Genomic DNA, 15933 nt, shown 5'->3' with positions numbered 1-15933 from the left:
CCCACCCCCTATCGTGCGGACGCATGACGACCCTCCCGCCCCCCGTCACGGAACTGTCCGCAGACGAGGCCCGCCGCCTCGCCCTCCGCGCACAGGGTCTCCTCGGCGCCCCCGACCGCCGCGCCGGCGTCCGCGGCGTGCTCCGGCACCTGGGCGCGGTGCAGCTCGACACGATCTCCGTCCTCGCCCGCTCCCACGAGCTCATCCCGTACGCCCGCCTGGGCGCGGTGGGCCGCAGGACGGTCGAGAAGGCCTACTGGACGGACACCCACGCCTTCGAGTACTGGTCCCACGCCGCCTGCATCCTCCCCATCGAGGAGTGGCCCCACTTCGCCTTCCGCCGCCGCGCCTACCGCAACCGCCCGCACTGGAACCACCCCCTGCCCGACGGCGACTACGACCGCGTCGTCAAGCAGCTCCGCACCGAGGGCCCGCTCACGGCGACGGACCTGGGCGGCGCGAAGAGGACCAGCGAGTGGTGGGACTGGTCGGGCACGAAGGTCGCCGTCGAGCGCGCGCTCATGTACGGCGAGGTGGTGTGCGTGGAGCGCCGCGGCTGGAAGCGCGTGTACGACCTGGCCGAGCGCGCGGTCCCGGCCGCGCTGCTCCACGACGACCTGGACGACACCGAGTGCCTGCGCCGCCTGGTCCGCCTGGCCGGCCGGTCCCTGGGCGTCGGCACCCGCGCGGACATCGCGGACTACCACCGGCTCAAGGCCGAGCAGGTCGACGCCGTGATCGCCGACTCCGGCCTGGTGCCGGTCGCGGTGCAGGGCTGGGGCCGACCGGCCTGGGCGGACCCGGCGGCCCTGGAGACCGTCCCGCGCGGCCGTCACCGCACGACGCTGCTCTCGCCCTTCGACTCCCTGATCTGGGAACGCGCGCGCACGGAGCGGATCTTCGGCTTCACCCACCGCCTGGAGGCCTACGTGCCCAAGCAGAAGCGGGTGCACGGTTACTTCGCGATGCCGGTCCTGGCCGGCGGACGGCTGGTCGGCCGGGTGGACCCGGCGCGTGAGGGCCGCACGCTGGTCGCCCGGCAGGTCACCCTGGACGGTCCCGAGGCGGCCCCGGCGGTGGCCCGGGCCCTGGTCGAGGCGGCGAGCTGGGTGGAGTGCACGGACGTACGCGTGGAACGAGTCGACGCACCGGACCTGCGCGAGCCGCTCACCAGGGAACTGGCCCAGCTGCTCGCCTGACCGGGGGCCCGGCGGCTCAGCGGATCTCGAGGATCTTCTCCCGCATCGCGTACACCACGGCTTCCATCCGGGAATGCAGCTGCAGTTTCTCCAGGATGTTGCGCACGTGGTTCTTCACGGTGTTCTCGGAGATGAACAGCTCCTTGGCGATGTCCCGGTTGTTCATTCCCGTGGCGACGAGCTTGAGCACCTCCAGCTCGCGGTCCGTGAGGCGCGGTGCGGGCACGAGCCGGCGCTCGTCGGTCCGCTGGATCATCGACTTGAACTCGGTGAGGAGTTTCGACGCCATGGACGGGCTGATCTGCGACTGTCCGTCGGCCACCGCGCGGATGGCGGTCGCCACCTCGTCCGTCGAGATCTCCTTGAGGAGATATCCCGTCGCACCCGCCTTGATCGCGTCGTAGAGGTCGGCCTCCTCGTCGCTGATCGTCAACATGATGATCTTGGCGCTGGGGGCCACCTCCTTGATGGAGGTGCACGCCTCGATCCCGCCGCGCCTGGGCATCCGCACGTCCATCAGGATGATGTCCGGCAGCAGGTCGGCGGCCTTCTCCACGGCCTCCGCGCCGTCCCCGGCCTCCCCGACGACCTGGATGTCCTCCTCGGCCGCGAGCACGATCTCCAGGCCGCGGCGGAACAGGGCGTGGTCGTCCACGACCAGGACCCTGATCGGCTCCTCGCGTGACGAGCCCGCGTCCGGGCCCATGCCGACGACGCCATCGTCGGCGCCCTCGTCCCGCATCGGTCCGAAACTGTCCGCCATCGTTCCTCCCCCTGAAGGCTGTGGCCTGTGGTCCTGAGCCATCGCCAACGCAAGGCAACGACCCACCGGTTGGGTGGTTGCCGCCATGATTCCATGCCGCGCCGACACGGAGGTGACAGAGCGGACGACGCGGGGGTCGCACACCTCGCGCACCGTCGCACGCCGGTGCCCCTGGGGGCGCACGCGCGCTCCAGGGGCACCGGTCCGGCTGTCACCCGGCGTGGTCAGCCACCGAGCGCATCGCCCGCCTCGGGAGCGTGCGCCTGGGTGACCATCGTGTCCGTCGTGAGGTGGATCACGCCGTAGTCGTAGGCGTGCCGCCGGTAGACGACGCTGGGCTCCTTGGTCTCGGAGTCGACGAACAGATAGAAGTCGTGCCCGACCAGCTCCATCTCGTAGAGCGCCTGGTCGAGGGTCATCGGCGCGGCCACGTGGGTCTTCTCGCGGACGACGAGCGGGCCCTCGCCCTGGACCTCGAGCGAGCCGATCTTCTTGGTGGGGACACCGTCCTGCGTCTCCTCCGGGACGATGTCACCATTCCCGTTGAGTGTCGCGGCACCGGGGACGTGGTCGGCGACCTCGGCGGCCGAGATCCTGCGCGCCCCGCGCCGCGAGAAGCGCTTGTCGTGCTGCTTGCGCAGCCGGGCACCGAGCTTCTCCGCCGCCAGGTCGAGCGCCGCGTACGGATCGCTCGCCGCTGCTTCCGCCCTGATCACCGGGCCGCGGGAGCGGAGCGTGATCTCCACTCGGTCACAGCGGTCGGCCTGTCGGGGGTTGGGCTCCTTGGACACCTCGACGTCGAGGCTGATCACCTTGCCATCGAGCTTCTGGATCTTCTCCAGCTTCAGCTTCTCGGCCACGTGCTTCCGGAACCGCTCGGGCACCTCGGTCTTGCGGCCCTTGACGACGATGTCCACGCAGAACTCCGTTCCCGGATCGCTCCGCTTCGGCGGCGGAGCATCTCCCTTTTGCACCAGGTTCCGGTTTTCCCGGAACCTCGGACTCGGTGACTTCCACCTCCTCCCCCGCGGGCGAGATATCCACTCCACCGACGCGGGTGATGACGGCTGAACCCGCAGTACGGCATTCGGATCGAAGAGGTGTGGCCTGCGGCTTTGCCTCACAACCGAACATATCTCGCCCGGACGGATGTCGTCACCCTCTACCGCGCCGTACCTCCGTTCCGGTGAATTGACTCTCTCATTACCTACAACGAGGCAAGTATTCGATCAGTTCCGGTTTATTTCGAAAGCATCTGGTGAGGCCGCGACCACGGCCGCACGGATCACGTCCCGGCCCACGCCACCGCCTCCGTCCGGACCCGCCTTTCGGGGCCCGTTTCTCCGTTCCTCTCTGCCTTCCCATGCCGCCGACGAATACACAGCCGTTCTCGCCGTCCTGTACGTGTCCGCCCCCGCCCCGCGCTCATCCGGGACCGCCCCCGCCTCCCGCACGGCACGCGCGGCCTCCGCGAGGGACGCCCCCGTGGTCATCAGGTCGTCGACGAGAACGACCGGCCCACGGCCGCCCAGCAGCCGGGCCCCGCCGGGGACCACCGCCAGCGCGCCGGCGAGATTCTCCCGCCGCTGCCGGGCGCCCAGCCCCGCCTGGTCCGCCACGGCGTGCCGCTGCCGCAGCACGGCGCACACCCGGGCGGGCGTCCCGGTCCGCCGCAGCTCACCCGCGGCCGCGAGGGCGATCCGCCGCGCCGGGTCGTGACCACGCGCCCGCACCGCCCGGCGCGCGGACGGCACGGGTACGAGCAGCACCGGCTCCCGCACACCCGCGGAGCGCACCCCGCCGCCCGCGCACGCCTCCCGGAGCCCGGCCCGCACCGCCCCCGCCAGAGCCGTGCCCAGCGGCCCGGCGAGGGCCAGCGCTCCACGTTCCTTGTGGGCCAGCAGCACGGCCCGCACCTCGTCCGCGTACCGCGCCGCCGCGTGCACCACCGGCAGCCCGGGCGGCTCCGGATCGGGACGGACCCGGCACGGCGCTCCCCCGCCCAGCGCCGTACGGCACCGTGGGCACAGCACCGTGCGGGCCCTGCCACAGCCTCCGCACTCGGCCGGCAGCACCAGGTCGCCGAGGTCCCGCCACCATCCGCGCACGGCCACCACTGTGCCGACGCCCGCACCGTTCGGCCAGGCCTGTGGAGAACTCCCGGGCGCCCCCTGGGGACAACTCCGCGCCGGAGACGACCGGCGTCACCCGCCCGGGTGAACGCGCGTCGGCACCGGCCCGCCCCCTCAGCCCGGGTAGACCGGCGCCGTCCCTTCCGTCACCTTCTGCCACTGCATGCCGGACGGCAGCCGGACGATCAGGTCCTCCGAGTACGCCACCAGCGGCAGCCGTTCGTCCTCGGTCGCGGCGATCTCCTTCACCCCGGTCAGCGCCGCCGGCACCGACGCCTCCGGCGTGGAGCCGTCGACCTGGACGTACCCGATCTGCTGGACGCCCCCGCGCTCGCGCCCGACCACCACGAGCCGGCTGTCACCGGCCCAGGACATGGCCGTGACCTCCTCCAGCTCGGGCGTGGCGGAGCGCAGTCCGACGACGGTGACCGCGGACTGCTCACCGGCCCGCCCGTCGCGTTCGATCCGCCCGATGAGCAGCGACCGTTCGCCGTCCTTCTCCACGACGAGCGCGATCCGCACCCCGTCGGCCGCCACCCGCACGGCCTGCACACGCCCGTCCAGCCCGGGGATCCGCACCTGCACCGGTTCGCCCGTGCCCTTCTCGAACAGCAGCAGCCGGGGATTCTCCGGGTCCCGGTCGGCGACCCACAGGTCGCCCTGCGCGTCCCAGCTGGGCGGCGTCAGCCGGTCCGCCTCCGTCTTGCCCTCGCTGACCAGCAGGGGGTCCTCGAGCGAACTGCCCGGCACCAGCGAGGCGACGTACAGCGACTTGTAGTCGAAGCCGATGCCGGCCGCGCTGCGCTCGTCCCGCGAGACCGCCACCGACCGCAGGGCCTTCGTGCCCTCGCCCAGTGCCCCGGGCACGGTTTCGGGGTGGGTCGCGGTGCTGCCCGCGGCGATCCGCACCAGACGGTGCTTGGCGTCCACGAAGTACAGGTAGTCCGGCTGCTGGGCCGAACCGCGCGTCGCGACCGTCTCGGCCCGGTCCTCCCCGAGCGAGCACAGCCGCTTGTCCCCCGAGGTCAGCTCCACCTCGTCCACGGCGGGGGTGAGGCCCTGGAGGGTGAACAGGAGCTGGGCCGCCATCTCGTCGCACCGGTCCGCACCGGCCTCGGCGGCCTTGTCGTTCAGCGGCACCTTCAGCGTGTTGCGGTCGTCGGGTGTCAGCGAGTCGACGTCGTCCGCCAGCGCCGTGCCGGTCGGGAAGCTCGACCTGACCACGGGTCCCAGCAGGCTCGTCGGCCCGCTGATCAGCGAGCGCACGGCCTGGGTCAGCGGGTCCACGAGGCGGCGCACGTAGACGGGATCGGCGACGGCCGCCGGCCGCCCGCTCGCACCGACCGCGGTGCTCGGGACGGTGTTCGAGGCGAAGTAGTACTTGTTGACGGACATGTAGGTGCGCTGGAAGTCGGACTTGCCCATGACGACGCCCTGCGGCAGGCGGTCGATGCGCCACTGCCGGCTCTTCGGGTCGCGGGACAGGTGCACCGACTCGCGGTACTGGCCGGCCGCCGGCGAGTACGACTGCTGCGCGTCCACCGTGGCGACCCTGGTGCCGGTCAGCGTGACCGAGTACGAGAACTCGTCGGCGTCCGCACGGCTCGCCGAGTGGTCGGCCTCGGTGCCGGCCCCGCCCGCGAGCACCGTCGTGGACCGCTCCGGCCGCCAACTCTTCGCCGCGTCGCCCGTCAGATACTTGCGGGCCGTCTCGTAGTGCGGGTCGTTGCTGGTCAGCGCCTCCAGGAAGCCCTGCACGATCTCCGACGGCGACGCGTCCTCCGCCGGCGGCATCGCGAACACCCGCACCTGCGGGTCCTGCCGGGGCGTGGACTCCACGCCCCGCAGGTCCCCGTGGTCGGGCATGGAGGCACACCCCCCCAGCAGTACGACGCCGCAGACCGTATACGTCACCGCGCGCATCGGCGTCCGCCGGCCGCTCCCCTCGCGGTCAGCGCCCACGAGATGCCTCCCCTCGCCTGCTCGGCTCCTGCGGCCCGGCGTCCGGGCGGCCCGCCGCCTGCGGCCCGGGCGTGCCGTCCTGTTCACGGGCGCCCGGGACGGGCCGCGGCACCACGCGCGCCCCGCTGCCGGGCAGTGCCGTCGGATCCGCGGTGGCGGTGGCGGTCGGCCGCGGCGGTATCGGGCCCCGGACGGACGCCGAGGCCCCCTGGCCCAGCGCGGCCTGCGCCGGGACGGTGACCGCCTTGTCCGCGCCGCGCGCCCGGTCCGCTGCGTGGGCACCGGCGTCGTCCAGCCCGCGACTGCGCCGCGAGTCCGCCGGCTCCAGCGGTATCGGCGACCCCCGCAGCGGCTCGTCCGCGGTCCTGGGCAGCGTCAACCGGAACTGCGAACCACCGCCCGGCTCGCCCCAGGCCTGCAGCCAGCCGCCGTGCAGCCGCGCGTCCTCCAGCGCGATCGACAGCCCCAGCCCCGTACCACCGGTGGTACGCGCGCGTGCCGGGTCGGCCCGCCAGAAACGGCTGAAGACCCGGGCGGCCTCACCGGGCTTGAGCCCGACGCCGTAGTCGCGCACCGCGACGGCGACCGCACCGCCGGCCGCGGCGAGCCGTACGACGACGTCCCGGCCCTCACCGTGCTCCACGGCGTTGACGACGAGATTGCGCAGCACCCGCTCCACGCGCCGGGCGTCCGCCTCGGCGACCACGGGCTGCTGGTCGCCGACGACGCGTATCCGCGAACCCTTGCGCTCGGCGAGCGGCTCGGCCCCGCTGACGACCCGCCGCACGACCTCCCGCAGGTCGATCGGCTCCGCCTCCAGCGCCGCCGCGCCCGCGTCGAAGCGGCTGATCTCCAAAAGGTCCGCCAGCAGCGTCTCGAACCGGTCCAGCTGGTCCGCGAGCAGCTCCGCCGACCGCGCGGTCACCGGATCGAAGTCCACGCGCGCGTCGTGGATGACGTCGGCCGCCATCCGCACGGTCGTCAGCGGCGTCCGCAGCTCGTGCGACACGTCGGAGACGAACCGCCGCTGCATCCGCGACAGGTCCTCGAGCTGGCTGATCTTCAGCTGGAGGTTCTGCGCCATCTTGTTGAAGGCCTCGCCGAGGCGCGCGATGTCGTCCTCGCCGGTGACCTTCATCCGCTCCTGCAGCCGCCCGGCGGACAGCCGCTCGGCGATGCTCGCCGCCATCCGCACGGGCGTGACGACCTGACGCACCACCAGCCAGGCGATGGCTCCCAGGAGGACGACGACGAACAGCCCGGCCGTCGCCAGCGTGCCCTTGACCAGGCTGAGCGACTTCTCCTCCTGCGTCAGCGGGAAGAGGTAGTACAGCTGGTACGGCTCACCGTTCGGGTCGTTGACCTGCTTGCCGATGACCAGACCCGGCTGCGAGGGCTCGTCGGAGTCGTAGACGATCCGCGTGTAGCTCTGCGCCGCCGCCGGGTCGCCGTCGATCCGCTCCCGCAGTCCCTCGGGCACACTGGCCGACCAGTTGACCAGGCCGGAGGCGCGCGGGCCGCGCCCGCTGCCGCTGTCCCCGCCCATGGGGAGCGTGACCACGTCGAAGGCGCCCTGGCCGCCGCTGGAGAGCGACTTCACGAGGTCGCTCATCCACTGGATGACGTTCTGCGGCGGACGACCGCCCACGGGGGTGCCCTCGTCGCCCGTCGTGCTCGCCGCCTCCTCGGCCTTCTGCTTCGCCACCGCGAAGCCGCCGGTGGCCTGGCTCTGCGACGCCTTCACCTTGGCGTCCAGCAGACCGTTGCGGACCTGCCCGATCACGACGAAGCCGAGCAGCAGCACCACGCCGAGCGACATCAGCAACGTGGTGGCGACGACCCTGAGCTGGATGTTGCGCCGCCACAGCCGCATCACGGGCAGCAGCGGACGGCGTACCCAGCGCATGAACAGACGGAGCACCGGGCTGCCCTGGACCCCGCCGTGCAGCAGCCCGCCCTCGAGCAGACGCGCCCAGCGCGAACGCCCGGGCCCGTGGCCGACAGGCCGCCCGGCGCGGTCCCCGGACCGGCCGGGCGCCGAAGCGGCACTGTCCCCGCTCACGTCAGCTCGGTCCGGCCTTGTAACCGACACCACGGACGGTCACCACGATCTCCGGCTTCTCCGGGTCCTTCTCGACCTTGGAGCGCAGCCGCTGCACATGCACGTTGACCAGCCGGGTGTCCGCCGCGTGCCGGTAACCCCAGACCTGCTCGAGGAGCACCTCACGGGTGAACACCTGCCACGGCTTGCGGGCCAGCGCGACCAGCAGGTCGAACTCCAGCGGCGTCAGCGCGATCGACTGCCCGTCCCGCTTCACGGAGTGCCCCGCCACGTCGATCACCAGGTCGCCGATGGCGAGCTGCTCCGGCGCCGGCTCCTCCGACCTCCGCAGCCGCGCCCGGATCCGGGCCACCAGCTCCTTCGGCTTGAACGGCTTCACGATGTAGTCGTCGGCGCCCGACTCCAGCCCCACCACCACGTCGACGGTGTCGCTCTTGGCCGTCAGCATCACGATCGGCACGCCGGACTCCGCCCTGATCAGACGGCAGACCTCGATGCCGTCCCGACCGGGCAGCATCAGGTCGAGCAGCACCAGATCGGGCTTGGCCTCACGGAAGGCGGCCAGCGCCTTGTCGCCGTCGGCTACGAACGACGGCTCAAAACCCTCACCACGCAGCACAATGCCGAGCATCTCGGCCAGTGCGGTGTCGTCGTCGACGACAAGGACTCGTCCCTTCATAAACGACATCATCCCATTCTCGTAACGACGACAGAGGCGCTGGTGAGCGAGGTCACTGGCCTGTGACGATAGTCGTACGGGGCCGTCACTGTCTGCCCCGCTCCACCGCCACCGCCCCGGACCGGGCCCGGTCTCACCGCGCGTCCGCGACGCACTACGCACCGCAGGCACCGCTCACCCGCCCCGCGAACGCTCCGTAGAGCCCCCGTCACCCGGTGGACGGCATCCGCGACCCGGCAACCACCTCGGCGAGGGCCTCGGCCGTCACGGGCGAGACCACGCCCCGCTCGGTGACGATCGCCGTCACCAGCTCGGGCGGCGTCACGTCGAACGCCGGGTTGTACGCCTGCGTCCCCAGGGGGGCCACCGGGATCCCGCCTCCCGCTCCCGTCACCGGGACCTGGGGAACCGTCACCTCGGTCACCTCGTGGCCGGGGCGCTGCTCGACCTCGATGGACGCCCCGTTCCGCGTCCCCGCGTCCACCGTCGTCACCGGCGCCACCACGACGAACGGCACATGGTGGTACCGCGCCAGCACCGCGAGCGGATAGCTGCCCACCTTGTTCGCCACCGAGCCGTCGGCCGCGATCCGGTCCGCCCCGATCAGCACCGCGTCCACCTCACCCGCCGCGAACAGCGAACCGGCCGCGCTGTCGGTGAGCAGGGTGTACGGAATGCCGTTGCGCGCCGCCTCGTAGGCCGTCAGGCGCGCGCCCTGCAACAGCGGACGCGTCTCGTCCACCCACAGGCGCCTCAACCGCCCCGCCCGGTGCGCGGCGAGCGCCACCGCGAACGCCGTCCCCTCACCGCCCGACACCAGCGCCCCGGTGTTGCAGTGCGTGAGGACGCGGTGCCCGCCGGCGGGCAGCAGCTCGTCCAGCAACGCCAGCCCGTGCCCCGCCATCCGGGCACTGGCCTCGGCGTCCTCCTCGTGGAGCGCCCGCGCCGCGGCCAGCGCCGCCGAGGCGGCCTGCCGGGCGTCGCCGGTCCTGGCGAGCGCCTCCTGGTGGGCGGCCTTCGCCCGGCGCACGCCCACCGCGAGGTTCACCGCGGTGGGGCGTGCCCCCGCCAGCGCGGCGGCGGCCTCCTCCACCTCGAAGCCCCGGACGGCGGCGAGCGCGACCCCGTAGGCACCCGCGATGCCCAGCAACGGTGCCCCGCGCACGGCGAGCGAGCGGATCGCCTCCACCAACGCGGACGGGTCCGTGCAGACCAGCTCGACCTCCTCGGCCGGCAGCCTCGTCTGGTCCAGCAGGACCAGCACCGGGCCCTCGGGGGGTTCCTCCCAGCGGAGGGCAGGTATCCCGGCCGGCCGCTTGTCCTCGCCGCTTTGCGCGTACAGATCAGCCATGCGGTCAGTCTGCCCCCATTCCGGTGGACCATAGAAGGTGCACTGCCCCCCACCTCGCCCGGTCCGCAGCCGGCCACCCCATGGCACCATGGCTGCCAACCTGCCGCCACGACCGCGGAAGGGCACCGTGAAGGAGCGACGATGAACGACACTCCGGGCTGGACCTCGCCCGGATCCGCCCCGTCCGACGGGCAGGAGCCCGGCGCGTCCGGCCCCGCCGACCGTCCGGGAACCGGCGAGCCCACGGACCGGCCGAACACGGAACCGGCGAGCCCCGGCACGAAGTGGTCCAAGGAGCAGCCGCCCCCCGGCCGGTGGTCCGCACCCGCCGGCCCCGGCCAGACCCCGCCTCCCCCACCGCCCCGCTCCGGCTGGGGCGCCCCGCCCCCGGGCGGACACGGCGGCCAGGGCGGTGGCTACGGCAGCCCCGGCTACGGCTGGGGAGCAGGCTGGGGCGGCCCCCCGCCCGCGGCCAAGCCCGGCGTGATCCCGCTCCGTCCGCTCGGCGTCGGCGAGATCCTCGACGGCGCGGTCTCCACCATGCGCACCCACTGGCGCACGGTCCTCGGCATCTCGCTGACCGTCGCGATCTTCACCGAGGTCGTCGTCGTACTCCTCCAGGGCCTCGTCCTGGACGACACCGGCTCCGACGTCCTCAACGACCCCGACGCCACCCTGAGCGAACTCGCCGACGCGCTCACCGCCACCACGATCCACTCGGGCGTCATCTTCCTGGTCTCCCTGATCGGCACCGTCGTCGCCACGGCCCTGCTGACCACCGTCACCAGCCGCGCCGTCCTCGGCAGGCCGGTGACCACCCGCGAGGCCTGGCGGGACGCCCGCCCTCAGGTGATCAAACTGTTCGGCCTGATCGTCCTGCTGCTGCTGACGGTCGCCGGCCTCCTCCTGACCGGCATGCTGCCCGGTCTCCTCGTCACCGCCACGGCGGACGGCGGAGCAGGCGTGGCCCTGGCCGCCCTGGGCTTCATGGCGGGCGGCCTCGTCGCCGTCTGGCTCATGGTCCGCTTCTCCCTGGCCTCCCCCGCACTGATGCTGGAGAAGCAGGGCATCAAGAAGGCGCTGAGCCGCTCGACCAGGCTGGTGCGCGGCTCCTGGTGGCGGATCTTCGGCATCCAGCTGCTCGCGACGGTCATCGCGAACATCGTCGCGTCGATCATCGTCATCCCCTTCACCTTCCTCGCCGCCGCCCTCAGCGGCGACGGGGTCAGCGGATTCCTCGAGGGCGGCGGCGGCCTCGGCTGGACCTTCCTCGTCGTCAGCGGCATCGGCTCGGTGATCGGCTCCATGATCACTTTCCCGATCACGGCGGGCGTCACGGTGCTCCTCTACATCGACCAGCGCATCCGCCGCGAGGCCCTCGATCTCGAACTGGCCCGCGCCGCCGGCATCCAGGACCCCGGCAGCCCCGGCCCCGTCCCGGGAAGCTGATGCGGTGAGACCGACGGGGGGAGTTCTCACAGAGGTGCTGCCACGCACCGCCGTACGGACGTTGCTGCGCGCCGGCGACACCTCCGCGCTGTCCCTGGCACGCTCCAGTGACGAACCGCCGGTGACGACTCCACGCGACCCCGCACGGGAGGCGGCGCGCCGCGAGCTGTCCAAGCGCATGTACCACGAGAACGACCCCAGTTGGTTCCAGCGGGCCCTGAACGCCCTCTGGGACTGGATCGACGAGCTGTTCGGCAGGGCCTCCACCGCGACGCCCGGAGGGACACTCGGCCTGATCGTCGTCATCCTGGCCGTCCTGGCGGTACTGGGCGCCCTCTGGTGGCGCCTGGGCACCCCGCGCCGCACGCCCGCCTCCGCTCCCGCCCTGTTCGACGACCGCCCCCGCAGCGCCGCCGACCACCGCGCCGCCGCCGAGGCGCACGCCGCCCAGGGTCACTGGAACCGGGCCGTCCAGGAACGCATGCGGGCCGTCGTCCGCGCCCTGGAGGAACGCGCCCTCCTCGACATCCGCCCCGGCCGCACCGCCGACGAGGCGGCCACCGAGGCCGGCCGCGCCCTGCCCGCCCACGGCGACCGGCTGCACACCGCGGCCCGGGACTTCGACGACGTCACCTACGGCGGCCGGCCCGGCACCGAACAGTCGTACCGGCGCCTGGCCGACCTCGACCGCGACCTGGAACGCAGCACACCGCACCCGGCCGGCAGCGCCCCCGGCGACGCGAACGGCCCGCACACCCGCCCGGGAGCCGCCGGATGACCGACGAGGCCACGCTCCCCACCACCTCGGCCTCGCCCACCGCCCGCCGGCTGTGGACCCGCGCGCGAGGCCTCACGCTCGCGCTCGTGCTGCTCCTCACCGGCGCCGTCGCGATCGCCGTCGTCCGCTCCGACGCCCGGCACGGCGAACTCGACCCGCGCTCCGCCGACCCCTACGGCAGCCGGGCCGTCGCCGAACTCCTCGCCGACCGGGGCGTGTCCACCCGGGTGGTCACCACCCTGGACGACGCCCGCGCCGCGACCGGCCCGGACACCACCCTGCTGGTGGCCGTCCCCGACCTGCTGACCGAACACCAGCAGACCGCGCTGCGCTCCGCGACCGCCGGCTCCGGCGGACGCACGGTCCTCGTGGCCCCCGGCGGTTCCTCCGTCGAACGGCTCGCCCCCGGCGTCACCGCCGACCCCGTCCTCAGCTTCGACTCGACGCTGTCCCCCGACTGCGACCTGCCCGCCGCCCGCCGCGCGGGCACCGCCGACACGGGCGGCATCCGCTACACCAGCACCCACCCGCGGGCGGACGTCTGCTACCCCAGCCACCGCCTGGCCACCCTGCTCCGCCTCCCCGAGACACCGGCAGCGTCCGGCGAAGCGACCCCGGGCGACACGATCGTCCTCGGCGCGGACGACATCCTCCGCAACAACCGCCTCGACGAGCACGGCAACGCCTCGCTCGCCCTCCAACTCCTCGGTTCCCGCCCCCATCTGGTCTGGTACCTCCCCTCGCTCTCCGACGCCCCCGCCCCGGACGAGGAGCGCGGCTTCTTCGAGCTGCTCCCCTCCGGCTGGCTGTGGGGCACCCTGCAACTCCTCGTCGCCGCCGTCCTCGCCGCCCTGTGGCGGGCACGCCGATTCGGCCCCCTGGTACCCGAACAACTCCCCGTGGCGATCCGCGCCTCCGAAACCACCGAAGGCCACGCCCGCCTCTACCGCAAGGCCAACGCCCGCGACCGCGCCGCCACCGCTCTTCGCTCCGCCACCCGCACCCGCCTCGCCCCCCTCGTAGGCGTCCCCGTCGCCCAGGCGCACGCGCCCGAGGCCCTGCTCCCCGCACTGTCCGCCCGCCTCCGCGGCGACGGACAGTCCCTGCACGCCCTCCTCTACGGCCCGCCGCCCGGCGACGACGCGGCGCTCACAGCCCTCGCCGACCACCTCGACGCCCTCGAAAGAGAGGTACGCCGTCCATGATGGACCCGACCACTGACAACGCCGGGCAGACCGGGGCCCCGGGCACCGCCCGCACCGCCCTCGAGGCCCTGCGCGCCGAGATCGCCAAGGCCGTGGTCGGCCAGGACGCCGCCGTGACCGGTCTCGTCGTCGCCCTCCTGTGCCGCGGCCACGTCCTCCTCGAAGGCGTCCCCGGCGTCGCCAAGACCCTCCTGGTCCGCGCCCTGGCCGCCTCCCTGGAGCTCGACACCAAGCGCGTCCAGTTCACCCCCGACCTGATGCCCAGCGACGTCACCGGCTCCCTGGTCTACGACGCCCGCACCGCCGAGTTCTCCTTCCAGCCCGGCCCGGCCTTCACCAACCTGCTCCTCGCCGACGAGATCAACCGCACGCCCCCGAAGACCCAGTCGTCCCTCCTCGAGGCCATGGAGGAACGCCAGGTCACCGTCGACGGCACCCCCCGCCCGCTCCCCGAGCCGTTCCTGGTCGCCGCGACCCAGAACCCGGTCGAGTACGAGGGCACCTACCCCCTGCCGGAGGCGCAGCTGGACCGCTTCCTCCTCAAGCTGACCGTCCCGCTCCCCTCCCGCCAGGACGAGATCGACGTCCTCACCCGCCACGCCGCCGGCTTCGACCCGCGCGACCTGCACGCCGCCGGCGTACGCCCCGTCGCGAACGCCGCCGACCTGGAAGCGGCCCGCGTCGAGGTCGCCAAGACGACGGTCCACCCGGAGATCACGGCCTACGTCGTCGACATCTGCCGCGCCACCCGCGAGTCGCCCTCCCTCACCCTCGGCGTGTCCCCCCGCGGGGCCACGGCCCTGCTGTCGACGTCCCGGGCATGGGCCTGGCTCACGGGCCGCGACTACGTCACCCCCGACGACGTGAAGGCCCTCGCCCTTCCCACCCTCCGCCACCGCGTCCAGCTCCGCCCGGAGGCCGAGATGGAAGGCGTGACCGCCGACTCCGTCATCAACGCGATCCTCGCCCACGTCCCCGTCCCCCGCTGATGGCACTCACCGGACGCGCCGCCCTCCTCGCGGCCCTCGGCTCCGTCCCCGTCGGCATCTGGGACCCCGGCTGGACGGGCATCCTCGCGGTCAACGCCCCGCTGGCACTGGCCTGCGCCTGCGACTTCGCCCTGGCCGCCCCGGTACGACGCCTGCGCCTGGCCCGCTCCGGCGACACCTCCGCACGCCTGGGCGAGAGCGCCGACGTCACCCTGACCGTCGCCAACCCGTCCGGCCGTCCGCTCCGCGCCCACCTCCGCGACGCCTGGCCGCCCAGCAGTTGGCAACCCGGTACGGAGACGGCGGCCTCCCGCCACCGCCTGACGGTTCCCCCGGGTGAACGCCGACGTGTGACCACGCGCCTACGGCCCACCCGCCGCGGCGACCGCCGGACGGACCGCGTCACGATCCGCTCCTACGGCCCCTTGGGCCTCCTCTCCCGCCAGGGCACCCACCAGGTCCCCTGGACGGTACGCGTCCTGCCACCGTTCACCAGCCGCAAGCACCTCCCGTCCAAGCTGTCGCGCCTGCGTGAGCTCGACGGCCGCACCAGCCTGCTCACCCGTGGCGAGGGCACGGAGTTCGACAGTCTCCGCGAGTACGTCCCCGGCGACGACACCCGTTCCATCGACTGGCGCGCCACAGCCCGCCAGTCGGCTGTCGCCGTACGCACCTGGCGCCCCGAACGCGACCGGCACGTCCTGCTCGTCCTCGACACGGGCCGCACGTCCGCCGGCCGCGTGGGTGACGCCCCCCGCCTCGACGCCTCCATGGACGCCGCGCTGCTCCTGGCCGCCCTGGCCTCCCGCGCCGGCGACCGCGTCGACCTCCTCGCCTACGACCGCCGGGTACGCGCCCTGGTCCAGGGCAGGACGGCAGGCGACGTACTGCCTTCCCTGGTGAACGCGATGGCGACCCTGGAGCCGGAGCTTGTGGAGACCGATGCGCGGGGCCTGACCGCGGCCGCACTCCGCTCGTCCCCTCGGCGCTCCCTGATCGTGCTGTTCACGACACTCGACGCGGCACCGGTCGAAGAGGGGCTGCTCCCCGTCCTGCCTCGACTGACTCAGCGCCACACGGTCCTCGTGGCGTCGGTGGCGGACCCGTACATCTCCCGGATGGCGAAGGCCCGTGGTAACCCCGAGGCCGTGTACGAGGCTGCTGCCGCCGCGCAGGCCGAGGCGGAGCGCCGTCGCACCTCGGACCAGCTCCGCCGGCACGGCGTGACGGTCGTCGACGCGACGCCGGACGAACTGGCACCCGCCCTGGCCGACGCCTATCTGGAACTGAAGGCCGCGGGCCGCCTGTGACCGGAGCGGGGCCGAAAGGCCCCGCTCTCATGCCTCACAAAAAGACCCTGAAAT

General features: G+C 73.4%; 13 protein-coding genes. 6 read left to right on the top strand and 7 right to left on the bottom strand.

Annotation, left to right across the window (positions count from 1 at the left end):
• Window positions 1-23 precede the first annotated feature (23 nt).
• A complete protein-coding gene (locus JHAT_RS25455; RefSeq protein ID WP_077800591.1) occupies window positions 24-1199 on the top strand; it encodes a winged helix-turn-helix domain-containing protein in 1176 nt (391 codons plus the stop codon).
• A gap of 16 nt (window positions 1200-1215) precedes the next feature.
• Here JHAT_RS25455 and JHAT_RS25450 read toward each other — a convergent pair whose 3' ends face one another.
• From JHAT_RS25450 to mtnA, 7 genes are all read right to left on the bottom strand, one after another.
• Entirely contained in the window at window positions 1216-1962 is a 747-nt protein-coding gene (locus tag JHAT_RS25450; protein ID WP_077800590.1) for a response regulator transcription factor, read from the bottom strand.
• Between the two features lie 224 nt (window positions 1963-2186).
• Window positions 2187-2879 carry a ribosome hibernation-promoting factor, HPF/YfiA family gene (gene hpf, locus JHAT_RS25445; RefSeq protein WP_077800589.1) on the bottom strand — a complete coding sequence of 231 codons (693 nt, stop codon included), beginning with the start codon at window positions 2877-2879 and terminating at the stop codon, window positions 2187-2189.
• Window positions 2880-3191: 312 nt separating this feature from the next.
• Window positions 3192-4070: a ComF family protein gene (locus JHAT_RS25440; RefSeq protein WP_171991047.1), complete on the bottom strand. Its 879-nt coding sequence runs from the start codon at window positions 4068-4070 to the stop codon at window positions 3192-3194.
• Window positions 4071-4208: 138 nt separating this feature from the next.
• A complete protein-coding gene (locus JHAT_RS25435) occupies window positions 4209-6056 on the bottom strand; it encodes an LpqB family beta-propeller domain-containing protein (RefSeq protein ID WP_077800587.1) in 1848 nt (615 codons plus the stop codon).
• Complete coding sequence (gene mtrB / locus JHAT_RS25430; protein ID WP_077800586.1) at window positions 6046-8118, bottom strand: MtrAB system histidine kinase MtrB; 2073 nt, start codon at window positions 8116-8118, stop codon at window positions 6046-6048. The genes JHAT_RS25435 and mtrB overlap by 11 nt, the downstream gene beginning before the upstream one ends.
• 1 nt (window position 8119) lies before the next feature.
• The gene (gene mtrA, locus JHAT_RS25425) at window positions 8120-8809 is read right to left on the bottom strand and encodes a two-component system response regulator MtrA (protein ID WP_009188938.1); all 690 of its coding nucleotides are present in this window, start codon (window positions 8807-8809) and stop codon (window positions 8120-8122) included.
• Between the two features lie 196 nt (window positions 8810-9005).
• Complete coding sequence (mtnA, locus tag JHAT_RS25420; protein ID WP_077800585.1) at window positions 9006-10148, bottom strand: S-methyl-5-thioribose-1-phosphate isomerase; 1143 nt, start codon at window positions 10146-10148, stop codon at window positions 9006-9008.
• A gap of 141 nt (window positions 10149-10289) precedes the next feature.
• On the opposite strand from mtnA, the gene JHAT_RS25415 reads away from it, so the two are divergent.
• The 5 genes from JHAT_RS25415 to JHAT_RS25395 are packed head-to-tail and all read left to right on the top strand — an operon-like array spanning window position 10290 to window position 15879.
• Entirely contained in the window at window positions 10290-11597 is a 1308-nt protein-coding gene (locus JHAT_RS25415) for a glycerophosphoryl diester phosphodiesterase membrane domain-containing protein (protein WP_077800584.1), read from the top strand.
• 37 nt (window positions 11598-11634) lie between these two features.
• The gene (locus tag JHAT_RS25410; protein ID WP_253195603.1) at window positions 11635-12375 is read left to right on the top strand and encodes a DUF4129 domain-containing protein; all 741 of its coding nucleotides are present in this window, start codon (window positions 11635-11637) and stop codon (window positions 12373-12375) included.
• The gene (locus JHAT_RS25405) at window positions 12372-13580 is read left to right on the top strand and encodes a DUF4350 domain-containing protein (protein WP_171991045.1); all 1209 of its coding nucleotides are present in this window, start codon (window positions 12372-12374) and stop codon (window positions 13578-13580) included. Before JHAT_RS25410 ends, JHAT_RS25405 begins: the two co-directional genes overlap by 4 nt.
• Window positions 13577-14569 carry an AAA family ATPase gene (locus JHAT_RS25400; protein WP_375603590.1) on the top strand — a complete coding sequence of 331 codons (993 nt, stop codon included), beginning with the start codon at window positions 13577-13579 and terminating at the stop codon, window positions 14567-14569. Before JHAT_RS25405 ends, JHAT_RS25400 begins: the two co-directional genes overlap by 4 nt.
• On the top strand, window positions 14569-15879 hold the full coding sequence (locus JHAT_RS25395) for a DUF58 domain-containing protein (RefSeq protein ID WP_077800582.1): 1311 nt from the start codon (window positions 14569-14571) through the stop codon (window positions 15877-15879). Before JHAT_RS25400 ends, JHAT_RS25395 begins: the two co-directional genes overlap by 1 nt.
• Window positions 15880-15933 lie beyond the last annotated feature (54 nt).

It is taken from the genome of Streptomyces sp. JHA26, assembly GCF_002005565.1.
Classification (GTDB): Bacteria; Actinomycetota; Actinomycetes; order Streptomycetales; family Streptomycetaceae; genus Streptomyces.
Note: the sequence above shows the minus strand (reverse complement) of the source record. Positions and strands in the feature narration are given on the sequence as shown.

Coding starts and splice junctions, on each gene's coding strand:
- JHAT_RS25455 (WP_077800591.1), top strand. CDS start 24: ATGACGACCCTCCCGCCCCCCGTCACGGAACTGTCCGCAGACGAGGCC.
- JHAT_RS25450 (WP_077800590.1), bottom strand. CDS start 1,962: ATGGCGGACAGTTTCGGACCGATGCGGGACGAGGGCGCCGACGATGGC.
- mtrA (WP_009188938.1), bottom strand. CDS start 8,809: ATGATGTCGTTTATGAAGGGACGAGTCCTTGTCGTCGACGACGACACC.
- mtnA (WP_077800585.1), bottom strand. CDS start 10,148: ATGGCTGATCTGTACGCGCAAAGCGGCGAGGACAAGCGGCCGGCCGGG.
- JHAT_RS25415 (WP_077800584.1), top strand. CDS start 10,290: ATGAACGACACTCCGGGCTGGACCTCGCCCGGATCCGCCCCGTCCGAC.
- JHAT_RS25405 (WP_171991045.1), top strand. CDS start 12,372: ATGACCGACGAGGCCACGCTCCCCACCACCTCGGCCTCGCCCACCGCC.
- JHAT_RS25400 (WP_375603590.1), top strand. CDS start 13,577: ATGATGGACCCGACCACTGACAACGCCGGGCAGACCGGGGCCCCGGGC.
- JHAT_RS25395 (WP_077800582.1), top strand. CDS start 14,569: ATGGCACTCACCGGACGCGCCGCCCTCCTCGCGGCCCTCGGCTCCGTC.